Raw genomic sequence first — 18,308 nt, forward strand, 5'->3', positions numbered from 1 at the left:
AAATTTTGTGCCCTTTTTAAAAATATTAATTGATTATCTTAAAATACTTCTTGATATGACTATTTTTTGAATCTCACTAGTCCCTTCATAAATCTGTGTAATTTTTGCATCACGCATCAGCCTTTCCACATGATATTCTTTCACATAGCCATAGCCTCCATGAACCTGAACAGCCTCTGTTGTGACATTCATCGCTACTTCAGAAGCATATAACTTGGCCATGGCGCTTGCAGTAGCATAATCCTGCCCATTATCCTTCAGCCAGGCAGACTTCATCACAAGCAGCCTGGCAGTTTCAATTTGAGTGGCCATATCTGCCAATTTAAACTGGATAGCCTGATGCTGACTGATGGTTTTCCCAAAAGCCTTACGCTCTTTTGAATATGCCAATGCCAGTTCATAAGCGCCGGAAGCTATTCCCAAAGCCTGGGCTGCAATTCCGATCCTTCCACCGTTCAGTGTTTCCATGGCAAAAGTAAATCCAAAACCTTCTTCACCTATCCTGTTTTCAACTGGAACTTTGACATCTGTGAACATCAATGAATGCGTATCAGAACCTCTGATACCCATTTTGTCTTCTTTTTTACCAATGACAAATCCATCCCAACCTTTTTCAACAATAAAGGCAGAAATACCTTTATGGCCCTTGGAAACATCTGTTTGGGCAATGACAAGATATACTGAAGCTGAACTTCCGTTGGTGATCCAGTTTTTGGTCCCATTCAACAAGTAATGGTCTCCATTTAAGTCAGCGGTTGTTTTTTGAGAAGTAGCGTCTGACCCTGCTTCAGGCTCTGATAAGCAAAAAGCTCCAATGATTTCTCCTGTGGCCAATCTCTTCAAGTACTTTTCTTTTTGGGCCTCAGTTCCATATTTTTCAAGCCCCCAACACACAAGGGAATTGTTTACAGACATAGAAACAGATGCAGAGGCATCAATTTTGGAAATTTCTTCCATGGCCAATACATAAGAAATGGTATCCATTCCCCCTCCATTGTACTTGGGATCCACCATCATACCCATAAAACCAAGTTCTCCCATTTTCTTTACTTGTTCCAAAGGAAACTTGGCTTCTGTATCTCTATCAATTACTCCTGGTAAAAGTTCTGATTGGGCAAAATCTCTGGCCGCATCCCGCACTGCTAAGTGCTCTTCTGTATAGTCGAAACGCATATATATTTGGGTTTAATTTATTTCCGATTGGAAGTTAATTACAAAATAAATAAGGGGCAATTTCTTGCCCCTTAAATGTAAACTCAAATCGTATGATAAAGTTTCTTTTACCCGATTACTCCCTGTTTCCGAAGAAAATCATGATGTAATAGGCCAAAGTAGCCAAGGCCGCCAAGGCCGCTACCACATAAGTCATCGCTGCCCATTTCAAGGCATCTTTGGACATACCATATTCTTCTGTCGTTACAACATTCCTGTTTTTTACCCATGCCAAGGCCCTGGCGCTTGCATCAAATTCAACCGGTAAAGTCACCAAAGTGAAAAGCGTCATCACACCATAGGAACCGACCACTATATAGCCAACCAGCTCATAAGGCAATCCAAGTGCAAAACCACCAAATAGGGAAGCCAACAAGACAATATTCAAAATTTTACCGCTTGCATTCTGCATAGGCACCATTGCAGACCTCAATTTCAACCAGGAGTACGCCGTGGCATGCTGAATGGCGTGACCGCATTCATGAGCTGAAACAGCAGCTGCAGCGGCATTTCTACCATAATAGACATCCGGACTAAGATTTACCGTCTTATTCATTGGGTTATAATGGTCCGTTAACTGTCCTTCGACAGAAACCACTTTTACGTCCGTGATATTGTGGTCTGCCAACATCAACTCGGCTATTTCTTTTCCCGAAAGGTTAGCCCTCAGGGATGTTTGTGAATACTTGTGAAACTTACTCTTCAGCTTCCTGCTGACAACAAAGCCCAACAGGGCAAACACAACGACAATCAATATAATCATAGCTTCTTTCTTTTACTTTTTGTAGTTACGAAATTAAGAACTTTTGGATGCTTTTTGGGAAGTAATTTTAAAGAAAATCCCCAATGCTACAATCCCAACAATCAGGATGGTCAATACCTGGCTTCCATGTATGATCACGGCAAAGATTTTTCCTTCTTCAGCCGTCAATCCATAAGCCATCAAAATAAAGGCCACTAATGCATGGAAGGTTCCAATTCCTCCCTGTACAGGCGCAACCATGCCAATACTGCCCATAACCATCACCATGAGTACTGAGCTTAATGACAAACTGGCAGTAGATGGAATGGCCCATGCCACTAACAACATCATCAGATAATAGGAAAACCATATCATCGCAGAACTGCCCCAAAATCCAAATTGGTTTTTGACTCTTTTTACACTGATCAAGCCGTTGATCATATCTCTAAGGAAATGCCTGAGCTTTTTGATGAGCCCACTATCCCTGTACTTATTGAACAGAAAGTAAACAAAAATACCTGCTACTATTAAACCTCCCAAAATCAAAGGTAAAGCAGAACTGATCTTTTGTAGAAGAACTTCATAGGATACCAAATCATTGAAAAGGTTTAAAAATACCTCCCGCTCTAAAACGAATGCCAACAGTACGGTCAATGCCAAAAACAGCAGGTCTACTGTTCTTTCTAAAATAACTGTTCCCAGTAGTTTGCCCACCTGTATGTTTTCAGTCTTGGATAAAACCCCACACCTCGCTACCTCTCCTGCCCTAGGCACAAGGAGGTTGACCAAATAACCGATCATAAGACCAATGAGTGTCTTTCCAGTTGTTACTTTGAAATTCTCACCTGCCTCTATCAGCAGCTTCCATCTCCAAGCCCTTATCCAAAAACCAAAAAGTGAAATAAAAATGGACAGTCCTAACCATCCCCATGAAACCTCAGCAATGGATGTCATTAGACTTTCTATGCTCAGATCCTTATATAAAAACCAAAAGATCCAGATAGCTACTGCCAAAGACAATACTACCTGGACCCATTGTTTCAAATTTAATTTCACCTTAAATCAATTTATTGTGATCATCCGGGAATATCACTGCCGGCTTGTGTTGCTTTGCTGATTCGAAATCCATGGAACAATAAGAGATAATGATCACTACATCCCCTACTTGCGCTTTTCTGGCTGCTGGACCATTGAGACAAACGGTCCCTGTACCACGCTCACCTTTGATCACATAAGTTTCAAGACGCTCTCCATTATTCACATTGACCACCTGAACCTTTTCATTCTCAATGATATTGGCCGCATCCATCAAATCTTCGTCTACGGTGATACTGCCTACATAATGCAATTCCGCTTGGGTAACCTTTACCCTGTGAATTTTGGATTTTAATACTTGAATATGCATGAATTTAATTTTTGCGCAATTTTAATCAATAACTGCAATATTGTCGATCAGCCTGACCTCTCCCACATAGGCTGCAGTGCAGATCGAAACAGGAATGTTCTTTTCCAGCTTATCGAGAATCTTCATATTGTCTGAGCGGACAAGCTCGAAATACTCCAATGACACTCCTATCTGGGTCATGATCAATTCATCAATTTTTTCCCGGACATCTAACCAAGGTTCCCCAGCTAAAAGTTCATCCTTGGCAAAACTTAATGCTTTAAAAAGGATTAGCGCCGATTGCCTTTCGGTTGGGCTAAGTCTCAAATTTCTCGATGACAAAGCCAATCCATCTTCTTCCCTGACAGTTGGGACTACCACTATTTCCACATCAAAGGAAAGGTCAGCCACCAGCCTTTTGATCACTGCAACCTGCTGCAAATCTTTCTGTCCAAAGAAGGCTTTATGAGGTTTAACAATATTTAACAACTTAGAAACTACTATTCCGACCCCGTTGAAATGACCAGGACGGAACGCCCCTTCCAATACCCTTTCCAAATCCCCAAAATCAATAGAAAGCATGGGCTTTTCTGGATAAATCTCCTGAATATCAGGTATAAACAGATAATCTACCCCGGTATTTTTCAATAAATCCAAGTCTTTATCCAATGTGTTGGGGTATTTGGCGAAGTCATCCGGATTGTTGAATTGTGTGGGATTTACAAAAATGGAGACAAAAACCACATCCGAAGATTCTTTTGCTTTTTCAACTAATGCCAAATGGCCCTCATGCAAAGCCCCCATAGTAGGGACAAAACCAACTGTTCTTTGGGGTCCAGATATATTCTGCAGTGCGGATTTCACAGCCTCTTTGGTACGGAGGATATTCACAGGATTTGGATTTAAGGAATGTAAAATAGAGGCAAAACTATATTATAATCCAGAAAAACAATGGCTTTACCACTTTTTTTTTGTAACTTTGTGCGATTATTATCCCTCAATTAAAACAACAAGATATGTCAAAACTTCGTATCCTCTACGTTGCAAGTGAAATCAATCCTTTTCTTCAAACCTCCGAGGTAGCCAATTTCGTAAGGGCCCTACCGCAGGCTATGCAGGAAAAAGGAATGGAAATCCGTATTCTTGTGCCAAGATTTGGATTGATCAACGAAAGAAAGAACAGGTTGCACGAAGTAGTGAGGCTTTCTGGGATCAACATTGCCGTAGGAGAGGAAGAGAAACCCTTGATCATCAAGGTGGCATCTATCCCCAACGCAAAGCTTCAGGTTTACTTCATTGACAATGAAGACTATTTCCAGAGAAAAAGCGTTTTCCATGATAAGCAGGAAAAGTTTTATGAAGACAATGACGAAAGAGCCATTTTCTTCTGTAAAGGTGTCATAGAGACCGTCAAAAAATTAGGTTGGGCACCCGACGTAGTGCATTGTAACGACTGGATGACCAGCTTGATACCAATGTATCTCAAAACAACTTACAAAAATGAGCCATTATTTAAGGACACAAAATCCGTATTCGCTATTTACAATACCGGATTTAACCATAAATTTGGCGATGATTTGTTTGAGAAAGTTAAAATGGTAGATATTGATGATTCCATTTTAGCACCACTCAAATCAAAAGATTACGAAGGCTTCCTGAAAATCGGGATGGAATATGCCGACGTGGTCATCAAGAGCGAAGAAATATCCGAAAACCTAAGCCAACTCATAGAAGAGTGCTCTAAAGACAAGAAGTGTGAGATTAACAGCGAAGAAGACGAACAACTTTTTGAAAGTTACTACAACATCTATACTGACCTCGCCGGCTAAGCTGGCCCTAGGTCTCATTATCTCATTCATCATCAGTTCCTGCGAGGATCCTTCCAACTTAGGTCTAGACCTGGATCCCAACAACAATCAGATAGGGGTATTCTACCAAGAAATACCCCTATCTGCTACTGTTATCAAGCAGGATTCCTTATTGACCATCAACCCGAATTTTCTGGTTTTTGGCCATGAGGAAAGTGATTTCTTCGGTAAAACCGAAGGTATTGGTTATTCAAGACTGTTTTTCAACAGGGACGTAGCCAAACCAGAGGCAAACGCTGTACTGGATTCGGTCAGATTCAATTTTAATGTCAGGTTTGTACTGGCAGATGAACTGGAATCAGAAAAGACCTTTCAAGTCCACAGACTAAATGAGCAAATCCAAGATGTCAATTATTATAATTTCAGCAGTCTGGAATATAATGAAGAACCTATCTTTACAACTTCCTTTGATTTTTCAGCTCGTCAAGACACTTTGGTTTTCACCAAACTTGAAAACAATCCCTTTACAAATCAGCTATTTGAAGATCTGAAGGAAGGATCTGCTTTTACAGACATCTTCACTTTCAGGGAATACCTACCAGGCCTTGTTTTTAAAGGTGCGGAAGATGAAAAAGTATCTTTTACAGTAAGACCTGGAAACAATACAGGATTTGTGTTTTTTTACAGAAATGAAGGAGATACTGTATCAAAGGCATACCCAATTGCCACTGGTGTCAACTCCAATATCGCCCGACATTTCAACCAAATGATCATAGATCCAACAGGCACACCAACTGAAGCCATTGTAGAACCCTATGTTTCATATGACCTTGGCGGAAAAGTTGGATCTAAAAACAATACCGGATTATTGGTGAAATTAGACATGAGCCCATTGGATGCCTTTCTGGACACACTTCAGAATATCACCATCAATCAAGCAATTCTTGAAATGGGACCTTTGAGCAGAAATATTGCCAGTCTAAGACCGCCACAATTCCATCAAATGTTCTTTACCAATGAAACCAACAAAGTTTTGCTAAGAAATGATGGCAGGGTCATGGCAGTCCAGCCTGATGGCAGGCCTCAATACGATCCGACAACAGACGAACCTATTTTCTCCGATTCCCCTGCTTTATTGGCACATGATTTGGAAAAAAATATCTACAGACAGTTTATCACCTCCCACATCAATGCGATTTACAGAAAAAATATCCAGAGAAGGGATTTTATCATCTATCCATTGGTAACAGGGTCTGATGAATATAGACAGTCAACAAGAGAATTTATCATGGAGGGTAACAGCCCAATACTTAAAATATATTATTCGAAGACGAGATCATTCTAAATACTGATTTCGACAAAGCATGACAGTCCGGTAAAGCAATTTTATTAAAGTTGAATTACCGGACTGTTTTTTGTTATGTTGATTTAATAAACTTACATTTGATTTTTAAAATTTTTACCTATGTGTGGAATTGTAGCTTATGTAGGGCAGCAGGAAGCTTTGCCCATCATCATCAAAGGACTTAAAAGATTAGAATACCGTGGCTATGATAGTGCCGGTGTTGCCTTGTTAAACCCAGAGGGTTTAAGTATTTACAAGAAGAAAGGAAAGGTATCGGAACTGGAAAACCATTTAAATGGCTTCAGTAACCTCCATTCCAAAATCGGAATTGGACATACGCGTTGGGCTACCCATGGTGAACCTAATGATGTCAATGCCCATCCCCATTACTCTTCAAGTGAGAAATTTGCGATGATCCACAATGGCATCATCGAAAACTATGATGTCCTGAAAAAAGACCTGATGAATAAAGGATATACCTTTCAATCAGAAACAGATTCCGAAGTATTCATCAAATTTATTGAAGACATTTATGTAAACAATGATTGCAGTTTGGAAGAAGCAGTTCGACTCGCGCTTCATAAAGTAGTCGGTGCTTATGCCATAGTCATCATGAATATGGAAGAGCCGGATACTTTGATAGCAGCTAGAAAAGGCTCACCATTGGTTATAGGCGTTGGAGAAAATGAATATTTCCTAGCATCAGATGCCACTCCTATCATTGAATACACCAATCAGGTAGTTTACCTAGATGATTATGAAATTGCTGTCATCAGGGACAATAAGCTTCAGATCAAGACAATTGAAAACGTAGAAACCAACCCCTATATCAATCAACTTGAAATGGAATTGGAAGCCATCGAAAAAGGCGGCTATGAACATTTCATGTTGAAAGAAATCAACGAGCAGCCAAGATCCATAGCTGACTGTATGCGTGGAAGACTTGATGCCCAAAATGGCAGATTGGTTCTTGGAGGCTTGAGGGATTATATGAACAAGTTCCAAAATGCTGACAGGATCATCATCACCGCCTGCGGTACCTCTTGGCATGCCGGATTGGTGGCAGAGTACCTGTTTGAAGAGTTTGCAAGAATCCCCGTAGAAGTGGAATATGCTTCAGAATTCAGGTATAGAAACCCGGTCATCAGCGAAAAAGATTTCGTGATTGCCATCTCCCAATCAGGCGAAACAGCCGATACATTGGCAGCCATTGAGCTGGCAAAATCCAAAGGTGCCACCATCTTTGGGGTTTGTAACGTGGTAGGTTCATCCATTGCCAGGGCGACCCATGCAGGTTCTTATACCCATGCCGGTCCTGAAATTGGCGTGGCCTCCACAAAAGCTTTCACGGCTCAGATCTCCGTATTGACCATGATGGCGCTAAAACTTGGTTATCAGAGAGGAACACTTTCCGAAAACAGGTATATGCAACTTTTGAGTGAGTTGGAAACGATTCCATCAAAAGTAGAAAGAGCCCTAAAATTGAATGATAAAGTAAAGGCTATCGCTGCTGAATACAAGGATTCCAGAAACTTCCTTTACTTAGGAAGAGGTTACAACTTCCCGGTAGCATTGGAAGGAGCCTTGAAACTGAAAGAGATTTCATACATCCATGCGGAAGGTTATCCTGCAGCAGAAATGAAACATGGCCCTATTGCCCTGATCGATGAGGAGATGCCAGTGGTATTCATTGCTACCAAAGACTCCTCTTACGAGAAAGTGGTCAGCAATATCCAGGAGGTAAAAGCCAGAAAAGGTAAAATCATCGCTGTGGTAACTGAGGGAGATACCACAGTAAAAGGAATGGCGGATCACGTGATCGAAATTCCGGAAACAGAAGAGGCATTTGTTCCACTTTTGGCCGTGGTTCCATTGCAACAGTTATCTTACCATATCGCGGTGATGAGAGGATGTAATGTGGACCAGCCAAGAAACTTGGCAAAATCGGTAACGGTAGAATAGAACCAAGTATTTTAAAACAATATTATGAAGGCCATGCAGAAATGTATGGCCTTTCTTTTTGATCTCAGTCCATTTTTTACACAAAGGGTATTGTGAAGGTTTTTCCTATTGGCCAATTTGAAAGAAATTTGGTAAGTTCAATCCATCTAATTCAACATGAACATGAAAAAACATTCTGTATTGCTGCTGCTATTTTTTTTGTCGGCTTTTATCAGCTATGCACAAAAAAGTCCGAAAGGAACAGCTGATATTTCCCTGGACTATTACCTTCCTTCCAATTTCACCTATGATGAAAAAATCCCCACTCCAAAACAGGTCTTGGGATTTGAAGTCGGGGAATGGAATGTAGATTATGAGCAGCTGATCCGCTACTTCGAAAAATTGGCCGAAAGCTCTCCAAGGGTTACTTTTGAAGTTTTTGGCCATTCTTATGAAAAACGACCTCAGGTTTTGCTGACCATAACTTCCCCTGATAATATCAGGAATCTGGAAAGCATCAAAAAAGACCGGCAAAAACTAAAAGACCACACTGCCAACCTGAATTACGAGACCATGCCGCTGGTCATGCAAGCTGGTTACTCCGTACATGGAAATGAAGCGAGTGGCATCAACTCCTCTTTACTGGCAGCCTACCATTTTGCAGCAGCCAAAGAAATTGAAGGTGATCTGCAAAATATCATTATATTGATTGATCCCTCTCTTAATCCAGACGGTTACAGCCGCTACTCCACCTGGGTCAATTCCCATCGGTCTTATAATCTCAACGGAGATCCAAACAACCGTGAATTGGGTGAAGCATGGCCGGGAGGAAGAGGTAACCATTATTGGTTTGACCTCAACAGGGACTGGCTGTTGGCACAGCATCCGGAATCACGCAACAGGGTGAAGAAATTTCAGGAATGGCTGCCCAATATTTACTTAGATTATCATGAGATGGGATCAAATTCCACCTTCTTTTTCCAACCGGGAATACCCACTCGTGACCACCCTTTGATTCCCAAGAAAACCGTAGAACTCACAGAAAAAATGGCGGCTTACCATGCCAAGGCTATGGAAGATATTGGTTCCCTCTACTATGCTAAAGAAAGTTTCGATGAATATTATTTCGGTTATGGTTCCACCTATCCGGACATTCAGGGATCCATCGGTATTTTGTTCGAACAGGCATCTTCCAGAGGACATCTTCAAGAAAGCAATTATGGTCCATTGACGTTTGCGTTCACCGTTAGGAATCAATTCAGAACCAGCGTCAGTTCTTTTGAAGCTGCCAAAGCCATGCGTAAGGAAATCAACCAGTCCATGCATGATTTCTACAAAAAGTCGATCCAAGAAGCTGAAGCAGATATAGACAAGGCCTTTATTTTCGGTTCTCAGTCAGATGGTGCCAGAAGTTATCATTTGGCCGACATGATCAAACAACATGCAATCAAGGTATTCGCATTGAATGAAAATATCACGGTCAATGGAGTGCCTTTTGAAAAAGGCAACTCTTACATCGTTCCCCTTAACCAACCTCAGTATAAACTGATCAAGGCTTTCTTTGAAACCCGGAATGAATTCCAGGACAGCCTTTTCTATGATGTATCCGCTTGGACCATGCCGATGGCATTCAACCTGGATTATATGGCACTCAGCAGTCGAATCTTAAACCTGGCCAATGTTAGTCCTTTGGATGAAAACTTCAAGATGGCTGAAGGCTCTTTAAAAGGTGAAAAAGAAGCATATTCTTACGGATTCGGCTGGGAAGGGTATTATTCACCAAAGGCGGCCTATCAATTAATGCAGAAAGGCTATTTGGTCAGGGTAACCAACGAACCCATCAAACTTGCAGATAAAACAGAATTAAAAAGAGGCAGCATATTGGTCAGCATGCCAAAGGATCCAAAAGCTTTAACCGCAAAGGACCTTGATGATGAAATCGAACAACTAGCCAAAGAGACAGGCCTTACCATTCATGCCCTCAACACTGGTTACACAGGAGGCATCAACCTGGGGTCTCCACAAATCGACGTGCTGAAAAAGCCAGAAGTAGCCTTGATTGTAAGTACTGGGGTAAACAGCCTGGAGGCGGGTGAAATCTGGCATTTACTGGATCAACGAATGGATATGCCCATCACACTTTTGCCGATAGAAAGAATAAGTTCCGCAGACCTAAACAGGTACAATGTCTTAGTGATGCCAAATGGATCTTATAATACATTGGGCAAATCCGAAGCTGAAAAAATCAAAAACTGGGCTTCTGCAGGAAATACTATCATTGCCCGAGGCAATGCCATGCGATGGCTCGCAGATCAGGAAATTGCCAAATTTGAATTCAAAAAAGATGAGGATGACGAAAAGAAAACATCTCCAAAGCCTTATGGTGATTTCACTCAGAGTACCGGTGCACGTTTGACAAGCGGAACCATTTTTCATGCAAAACTGGACATTACCCATCCGATAGGATATGGATATGAAAAGCCTGAAATTTTTACCTTCAGAAACAGCAACCTGTTTTTGGAAAAAGCCAAAAATGAATATGCCAATCCACTGGTTTATACAGATAAGCCTTTGGCTAGTGGTTATGTCCATCCTGAAAATCTGGAAAAAATCAAAGAAACTGGTATCATTCAGGTGAAAAAACTGGGGAGTGGCCGTGTCATAGGAATGGTCGACAATCCAAACTTCCGGGCCACTTGGTACGGTACCAACAAATTGTTCCTGAATGCGGTATTCTTTGGACAGATTATCAAATCCGGCACAGCAGATTGATTTTAATTCCCTCCAAGAGATTAGGATTCTTGGAGGGGATTTTTTCTTTTTTTAATTTTTACCACAACTTGTTTAGTAGGCAGCGGAATTGCGATTAGAGCTGTAGGGTGCTTTTCTTTTAGAATTCGAGCATATAAGATTGGAATGCTTGATTACAGGTCTTCATTGTCTTTAAGCAATAAGATAGGAACATTTTCAAAATTTAGCTCGACTTATAAATTATTAGGGACTACCGGAAAAGTATTAGGAGGCGCTTCAACTTATGTTGGTGCTCCTCTTAGTATTGGCTTAGATTATTGTGCAATGCAAAATGGTCAAATAAGTGGTGGTCTTTTTGCATATAGAACTACCGATGCATTTAGTTTGATTATAGGTGGGGCTTTTATTTGGTTCTGCTTATAGTGGTCCTTGGGGAGCTGCCGGAGGTGCATTCATAGGCGCTGGTTTTGTTGGTGGTGAATATATTTACAATGGGGCTAAATAAATTTGGAATGAAACATTATGGCAAATCTCAAATTTTGAAAACGCTATTAAATCAGGATGGTATCCGGGGAGGTAAAATGATATTGAGAATAAGTGCATATAATCAATTACGGGTATTGTCTTTTCATTTAATAGGAACAATTTTTATGCTTGTAGCCTTATATCTATTAAAATTTAATATAGATTTTGTAGTTGTTTTTGGTGGAATGTATGTCCTTCTAACCTTGCCTCTTCTTTATTTGCACATTGAATATTACATCGCTAACAGAAAGCAGGTAATTACTATAGAAGATGACGAGTTTACTATAAGTACTCAAAATGGGTATACCCATAAATTTAAATTCACAGAATTAAGCAATGTTATCTTATACAAATCCGCCAGTTTAGATAAAGGGGGTATTCAGATTACTCCAATAGAATCCTATCACTATGCAAGAATAATTACTAAATCCGAGCGGCAAATTATAATAACATGCTTGATGTCCCCAAAACTTGAAGAAGTAGTTAACGAGTTGAAAGGGGTTCAGAAAAAAAGAAAGAAACGACTTTTTTGTACATTGTTATGGAAATAAGTAAAAAGCCCGGCAATGCTAGTACTTACAAATCTTCAGAAAAACCTGTTCCGGAAGCATATATGGCCTATGCACTATATAGCTTGTCCCGATGAGCAAGACGATATCGGGAACAGAGACAGCAATCAGTATGCTTCTGAGGACGGAGCGTTAAGAAAAGCTTTGGTAAAGCTTTTTAGGTCCGGTAAAGGATGCAGGGCAGGTTGTCCAAAAAAGCCCGGAACAAACATGAAAAGCTGAAAAAAGATATATTTGTAGAGAAGGACGGGTATACGCCACGGCGCACAAGTATTGAGGCTTTCGTGGTCAATGAGACTTCAGAGAATGTCTGGCCTGTCTACCGACAGGTAGATACGATAACTTCTCCATACAAAGTACTGGTCCTATCGTAGTGCAGGAGACACATTATAGCCTGTCCCGATGAGCAAAGCGATATTGGGAATCCGTGGGGAGTGGAATTAAAGGGCTTGGGTTATCAGGAGCCTGGGAGGACCGACCGTTAAAAATCAGTTCATTGGAACTGATTTAGGGAGGGGCCAGTATGCAGGGAAAGCCAGTGAATAAGTACCTCTACAATGAGGGCTGAGCGTTAAGAAATGATCTCTTTGGATCATTTTAGCGAAGAGCCAGGATGCAGGGCAGGCTTCAATGACCACCTCGGCATCAACTTGTTTGACTACGGGGCTAGATTATACGATGCTGCTATTGGAAGGTGGTTTGTGGTGGATCCATTGGCGGAGGCAGCACCAGATTGGACACCTTACCGCTATGGTTTCAACAATCCTGTGAAGTTTATCGATCCGAATGGGATGTTTGAATGGACTGATGGGTATGGAACTTATGATTCCAGAAATTCAACGGTTTCTAGGAGTTCTTTTAGTGGGATGTATTCAGAGGGTAAAGGTGCTGTATTCCTTGGAATGAATTACAGTGTAAATGCCCAAGGAGAAAGAACAAGTAGCATTCACAGGTATGTGGAATACGCAGACGGCAGTACCAAGAATATCACTTCCACAGGAAATTTCGGAAGCCCGGCTTTATTTGGTGCAGGTGGATTTGGGGATATGGATGGGGGAAATAATGATTACTCTTTTAACTGGAATCGTGCTGGTAATGCATTAACAGCAGGAGGAGTAGCTTATTATGGATTAGAAAAAAGTATAAACAACAGCAAATATTGGGTTGATGCAAAAGGCAATATTAGGACTACAGGCCTCTTAAAACAGAGAGATAACGGAAAATATGTTAGAGGCGTACAGGGTTTAAGAAACAGCCAAGGAGCGGCTGCCAATGCGGCTTCTAAATATGCAGTTGCAGGAAAGGTTGTCGGTGGTTTAGGAATGGGTGTTACTTATATCCAATACAGAACTGGTCAAATTTCAGGCACTGAAGCTTCGATTGATTTAATTATGGGAGGTATTGGGTTTACCGGTTGGGGAGCACCAGTCAGTTTGATGTATTTTGGAGGGAAATTCTTATATGAATATTCAACAGGTAACACGTTGTTTGAAAAACCTGTAGGGCGTTAATATTTTAACAGATGAAAGTATATTATTATTTCTTATTCAGGATATACAGGCTGTATAAAGACAAGAATAAAGAAACTGATTCACAAGCTCTTTTTAGTGCAACTGCTGTAAGTACAACAACTTTAAGTATTAATGTATTTTCATTTTACGGTGTGTTAGATTATTTTGATTTAGTACCCACGCTTGAGAATAAATATATTACGATACTTATTATGCTAATATTTGGATGGATTAATCATTATTTTTTTGTCAGAGAAAGGAAGTTTTTAAATTATGGCTTCCAAAAAGATAAAAAAGGAGGATTCTTAATCGTTGCTTATCTTATTCTCTCTGTCTTTTTTGCAGTTACCGAAGCCCAATTCAACCGTAAAAAAATATTTAAAGAAAATGTAGGACAAATATCCAACGAGCCGCGAAAAGAATCCCTTGAAGGGAAAATAAGGAAGTGGTTTGAGTAAATTATGACTATGGTCAACGAATGTATGACCCAGCAACAGGTCTTTTTAACCGGACGGACAGGTTCGCAGAGAAATACACATCTCTTACACCTTATCACTATGCAGAAAATAATCCGATTTATTACATTGATGGTAATGGTGATAGCCTTTGGGTAACTGATAGAACTGGGTTTCTGGGATTGGGAGAAAAACAAACCCTTCTTTACGAAAATGGGAACCTTTACAACAAAGACGGAACAGCTTACGCAGGAAAAGGTAAATGGCTATTTAGGTAAAGTCAAAGGTGCGCTTGATGATAGCAATGCTGTCACTTCTGGTCAAGGATTGCTACGCCAATTAGAGGGTTCCGATTTTAATTATACGATTCAAAAAGGCAGAAACAGATTTGAACCTTCAAGTGTTGCAAGGGCAGGCTTAGCTTTACAGGCACCAAGTATGGCCGCCATGGCAGGATCAGGAGGTGATATTTTTTGGAAACCAGGGACTAGTAATTCCGGTCCTAATCAACTGGGAAATACAGCAAGGCCAAGCTTTATTGGTCTAACACATGAATTGGGACATGCCTCTATGGCAGAGCAGGGACGGAAGGATTTTTTATTCTTTGCACCTGGACATGCAGATCCAAACTTGAGTCGAGTTACTAATGACGAGTTTAATGCTGTACATATTGAGAACCACCTGCCTTATTATCACAATGACCCCATAACAGCTGTCGGGATGTAATTCAAGAGGAACAGAATTCTGTAATTTTGGAATATGGATAAATTGGCCAATTAAAAATTGGTAAGAATATTAGGATAGGACAAGGGGTGAAGAAATCATTCTTTGAATGATTTTAGCCTTGGGCCGGCTTGTAGGGAGGGCAAACTTCACCCAGCGTTCACCTGAACTTCAGAGGTGCGGATAAGAGACTATGCATAGGGGGGAAGCAAAAAATCACTTTAGTACATTCCTGTGCATTTTCTGAAATGAAAGCCTAACAGCGTAATTTCCAATACCTGTTTACTGGGGGCAGCGGGGGAAGACAATCCGCCGGGCCGGCTCCCCCATCTGGGTGAAGAATGACCCAGGCGCTAAGCGTAGTTTGCCAACCCTGCAATCTGGCTCAATGCTAAAACCATCCAGAAGATAATTTTTATACGCATTGCCCTGCCTTACTATCACAATGAATTTGCAATTTGATTTTTTGGAGTTATTTTCAATGATGGGAGATGCTTATCAGATCAAGGATCTGGAAATGCCGTACAGTAAAATCGACCATACACGGCATGGGTCAATCATCAATATTCATTCAGGATTAACAGCTTATTGCTTTTCCCAAGAAACCTCTTTATCCATTGGATAAGAATTCTCTAATGAACAAAACTTTGTTTTATTATATTTATTTCCAAAAAATTCAATTGTTCGCCCTAAAAACCCTCTGTTTAAGCCATACTTACCCTATAGCTCCCCTATGGATACGGTATACACTCCCCGTAGATACTCCAATGAAACGACAAAATCCAAGAAACCATTGTATTTTTTAAAGAACTAAACTTATCCTTGAAAAAAGTCAAAAACTACCCTGGGTTTTCTTATTTTTATCTCTTGACAAGGAGATCTTAATCTAAAACTCACAACACAAATTCGAAGACATTTTCAAAGTAACGTTAAGTAGCTAACTTTAGATAAGCGGTGGTGAGTATTAAAAGAATCTCATAACATTGAAACCTGAATCGACTAAGTAGGCAGGGCGGGAGTGACGACGGACCGGGCCGGCTCCGGCCTTGCGGGCTGATAAGGACTCAAAGCGGGAGCTTTGGGGGCCAGGGTGTGCGGCTGTCCGTCTTGACTTTTTTGGTTACTTTTTGTGTCAAAGCCTGTCCCGCAGAATTGCGGGAACAAAAAGTGACAAAGAGATAATGTTAAATATCTACTAAGTCGGGTTAAATTATATTCTATGTTTTGATGCCAATTAAGGTTAATTTAGATGGAATTATACGTTAATGGACATATTACCAAACTAAACCCATTTTTACCATGAAAAAAGCTTTACTTTATTCCATTTTACTCCTCTTTTCTTTCTCATGCGTAGAATCAGAGGAAGTCATCATCCCAAAAGAATTAGTGGGAAAATGGGAAAGGGACTTTACTATTGAGGAAGACACCTACACGGTTAGCTTCGTTTTCCAAAACAATGGTACATATGAAAGTTTTTCTGTTCGGACCATTCAGACAGAAGGACTTCAGCCTGGATATTTAGGTTATTCGAAAGGAAAATATTCCAAAAGAGAGGGAAGATTGGTAATATCTGATATCAGAAGTTTTTATGCTGAGGATAATTCAAACCCACCAAATCAGACAAATTTGCTTAAAGAACAGCTCGAATGGATAATCCCTAATGAAATTGCTGAGTTTTCTTTAGAAGAAAACAATAATCTTTTGGTGCTCACATTCTTGGGTTGTAATGATGTTCGGATCCCAAGAGAAATGGCAAACTGTGCCCCACCTACGCCAGTGGGCTATACAAGAGTGGTCGAATAAAACCAAGGCTATCTCCGCTGTTCGGGATTTGTAATCCCGAACCGTGATACACAGTATTTAAAATACTGATTTTAATATAGATAGGAAGCTAAGGGATTACCCCCCTTTATAGCTTCTGAAATTATAATTTTCATGGAACAGGGAATACAAAAAGGCAATCCCTTTGCGATTATTGGATTGATCTGAAACGCTTATTTTTCTACCGATGGTAATCCCCATGGAATTGACCAAGGATACATTGTGACTGAGGCACAACCTTTCGATAGAAAAAGATCAAATATTATCCACCCTTCCTCTTAAATTCCGTGAAGCAGACTATGTGAACTCCTATGTACCTCCTATGTTGTAAACAAAATCAAACTTGTCTGTTTGGAATTTTTAATCCCTTGTTCTCCACTTCCCTTGCGGATTAAAAATCCCCTTTATCCCTTCTTGAAATTAAAAATTCTGAGAAAAGTAAAAAATCTCCGGCATCCCCCTTCCGAAAACCCACTTTGGACAACCATCCTTTCCAAACCTTACTCCAAAGTCCGCTGATAATCCCTTCTGTACACCAAAGGACTTACCCCCATCCTTTCTTTAAACTGCTTGTTGAAATTGGACAAGGTATTGAAACCGCTTTCATAGCAAACCTGACTGACATTGATATCCGCATCATGCAGTAGCTTACAAGCATGGCTGATCCTCACATCGGAAAGAAATTCGGAAAATGGCTTGTTCATCCTGGATTTAAAGTACCGGCTAAAGGCGCTTTCAGTCATATTGGCCAGGCTGGCCACCTCCTGCAACTGAATTTTTTTCTGGAAATTTTCCGTGACATATTCATATACCTTCCGCATCCGGTCTTTCTCCGACTCCTTATTATTATTGATATACCCTGCCTGGGTAATCGGCGAACAATCAGCGGAAGCAGCTATGATTCTCAAGATTTCAAGAAGCAACAGAAAACTGTCAAAGCCAGTCTTATTGACCAATTCTTTCAATTTTGATCTCAAAATCAGGTTAGTCTGCCCGGTGATTTCCAATCCTCTCAATGACTTCTGAAAAAGCGTTCTGATCAGCTCCAGCTCCTCTTTTTCATGGACAGCCGAACCCAACAAATCTTCGCCAAAATATACCACAATGCCATGGGTCATTAATTCACTTTCCTTATCAAAATAGGCAGCATCATTCCTCCACAGATGGGGAAGGTTGGGCCCTGTAAATACCATATCATACTCCCGAAAAGGTTTCATTTGATCCCCAATGAACCTTGTTCCTTTTCCCTCCAGCACTAAGAACAACTGGTATTCTTGATGAAAGTGCCAGTGATTATCAAAATAAGGAGCAATCAGTTCTCTGACCACGAAAGCCTTATTGGCAGGAATCCTCGATTTTTCTAATGCCAGCTTCATAACTTCCTAAATAATGCCGAAATTTTTATCCAAAATAAATAAAATGATCAATAAACAGTCATCATTGGACAAAAAACAGTGAGAAGTAGAATTGGATTTTTACAAAATTTAATTTCCAAAAAAACTGAACATTACCCAAAATACA

At 40.5% G+C, this 18,308-nt stretch carries 17 protein-coding genes and 1 pseudogene; 12 read left to right on the forward strand and 6 right to left on the reverse strand.

All coding sequences use genetic code 11. From position 1 onward, the window contains the following. Nucleotides 1-33 precede the first annotated feature (33 nt). From ACFFIP_RS06670 to panC, 5 genes are all read right to left on the reverse strand, one after another. Nucleotides 34-1,173 carry an acyl-CoA dehydrogenase gene (locus ACFFIP_RS06670; protein ID WP_382386804.1) on the reverse strand — a complete coding sequence of 380 codons (1,140 nt, stop codon included), beginning with the start codon at nucleotides 1,171-1,173 and terminating at the stop codon, nucleotides 34-36. Between the two features lie 115 nt (nucleotides 1,174-1,288). Continuing rightward, complete coding sequence (locus ACFFIP_RS06675) at nucleotides 1,289-1,975, reverse strand: zinc metallopeptidase (RefSeq protein WP_382386805.1); 687 nt, start codon at nucleotides 1,973-1,975, stop codon at nucleotides 1,289-1,291. Between the two features lie 33 nt (nucleotides 1,976-2,008). After that, on the reverse strand, nucleotides 2,009-3,010 hold the full coding sequence (locus ACFFIP_RS06680; RefSeq protein ID WP_382386806.1) for a lysylphosphatidylglycerol synthase transmembrane domain-containing protein: 1,002 nt from the start codon (nucleotides 3,008-3,010) through the stop codon (nucleotides 2,009-2,011). Between the two features lies 1 nt (nucleotide 3,011). Continuing rightward, nucleotides 3,012-3,359 (reverse strand): aspartate 1-decarboxylase, encoded by a 348-nt coding sequence (panD, locus tag ACFFIP_RS06685; protein WP_382386807.1) that lies wholly within the window; start codon nucleotides 3,357-3,359, stop codon nucleotides 3,012-3,014. A gap of 21 nt (nucleotides 3,360-3,380) precedes the next feature. Then, a complete protein-coding gene (gene panC / locus ACFFIP_RS06690) occupies nucleotides 3,381-4,229 on the reverse strand; it encodes a pantoate--beta-alanine ligase (protein ID WP_382386808.1) in 849 nt (282 codons plus the stop codon). 125 nt (nucleotides 4,230-4,354) lie between these two features. Here panC and ACFFIP_RS06695 point away from each other — a divergent pair, with 125 nt between their 5' ends. The 12 genes and pseudogenes from ACFFIP_RS06695 to ACFFIP_RS06750 all read left to right on the forward strand — a co-directional run bounded on the left by ACFFIP_RS06695 (nucleotide 4,355) and on the right by ACFFIP_RS06750 (nucleotide 16,769). Next, nucleotides 4,355-5,167, forward strand: a complete 813-nt coding sequence (locus ACFFIP_RS06695) for a glycogen/starch synthase (RefSeq protein WP_382386809.1) — start codon at nucleotides 4,355-4,357, stop codon at nucleotides 5,165-5,167. Then, on the forward strand, nucleotides 5,127-6,491 hold the full coding sequence (locus ACFFIP_RS06700) for a hypothetical protein (RefSeq protein ID WP_382386810.1): 1,365 nt from the start codon (nucleotides 5,127-5,129) through the stop codon (nucleotides 6,489-6,491). The genes ACFFIP_RS06695 and ACFFIP_RS06700 overlap by 41 nt, the downstream gene beginning before the upstream one ends. A 120-nt stretch (nucleotides 6,492-6,611) precedes the next feature. Next, nucleotides 6,612-8,453, forward strand: coding sequence for a glutamine--fructose-6-phosphate transaminase (isomerizing) (gene glmS / locus ACFFIP_RS06705; RefSeq protein WP_382386811.1), 1,842 nt, complete (start codon nucleotides 6,612-6,614; stop codon nucleotides 8,451-8,453). 162 nt (nucleotides 8,454-8,615) lie between these two features. Then, entirely contained in the window at nucleotides 8,616-11,204 is a 2,589-nt protein-coding gene (locus ACFFIP_RS06710; RefSeq protein ID WP_382386812.1) for a M14 family zinc carboxypeptidase, read from the forward strand. Nucleotides 11,205-11,695: 491 nt separating this feature from the next. After that, entirely contained in the window at nucleotides 11,696-12,259 is a 564-nt protein-coding gene (locus ACFFIP_RS06715; protein ID WP_382386813.1) for a PH domain-containing protein, read from the forward strand. A 15-nt stretch (nucleotides 12,260-12,274) separates the two neighbouring features. After that, nucleotides 12,275-12,499, forward strand: a complete 225-nt coding sequence (locus ACFFIP_RS06720; protein ID WP_382386814.1) for a hypothetical protein — start codon at nucleotides 12,275-12,277, stop codon at nucleotides 12,497-12,499. Nucleotides 12,500-12,855: 356 nt separating this feature from the next. Further along, complete coding sequence (locus tag ACFFIP_RS06725) at nucleotides 12,856-13,788, forward strand: RHS repeat-associated core domain-containing protein (RefSeq protein ID WP_382386815.1); 933 nt, start codon at nucleotides 12,856-12,858, stop codon at nucleotides 13,786-13,788. A gap of 11 nt (nucleotides 13,789-13,799) precedes the next feature. Beyond that, nucleotides 13,800-14,246, forward strand: a complete 447-nt coding sequence (locus ACFFIP_RS06730) for a hypothetical protein (protein WP_382386816.1) — start codon at nucleotides 13,800-13,802, stop codon at nucleotides 14,244-14,246. Nucleotides 14,247-14,260: 14 nt separating this feature from the next. Further along, a pseudogene (locus tag ACFFIP_RS06735) lies at nucleotides 14,261-14,521 on the forward strand (RHS repeat-associated core domain-containing protein); the annotation flags it as partial. Beyond that, the gene (locus tag ACFFIP_RS06740; RefSeq protein ID WP_382386817.1) at nucleotides 14,457-14,969 is read left to right on the forward strand and encodes a M91 family zinc metallopeptidase; all 513 of its coding nucleotides are present in this window, start codon (nucleotides 14,457-14,459) and stop codon (nucleotides 14,967-14,969) included. The pseudogene ACFFIP_RS06735 and the gene ACFFIP_RS06740, both read left to right, overlap by 65 nt. Nucleotides 14,970-15,411: 442 nt before the next feature. Then, nucleotides 15,412-15,591, forward strand: a complete 180-nt coding sequence (locus ACFFIP_RS06745; protein ID WP_382386818.1) for a hypothetical protein — start codon at nucleotides 15,412-15,414, stop codon at nucleotides 15,589-15,591. 674 nt (nucleotides 15,592-16,265) lie between these two features. Beyond that, nucleotides 16,266-16,769, forward strand: a complete 504-nt coding sequence (locus ACFFIP_RS06750; RefSeq protein WP_382386819.1) for a hypothetical protein — start codon at nucleotides 16,266-16,268, stop codon at nucleotides 16,767-16,769. A 518-nt stretch (nucleotides 16,770-17,287) separates the two neighbouring features. Here ACFFIP_RS06750 and ACFFIP_RS06755 read toward each other — a convergent pair. Then, complete coding sequence (locus ACFFIP_RS06755) at nucleotides 17,288-18,163, reverse strand: AraC family transcriptional regulator (protein ID WP_382386820.1); 876 nt, start codon at nucleotides 18,161-18,163, stop codon at nucleotides 17,288-17,290. Nucleotides 18,164-18,308: the final 145 nt, after the last annotated feature.

It is taken from the genome of Fontibacter flavus (assembly GCF_042432905.1).
Lineage (GTDB): Bacteria > Bacteroidota > Bacteroidia > Cytophagales > Cyclobacteriaceae > Fontibacter > Fontibacter flavus.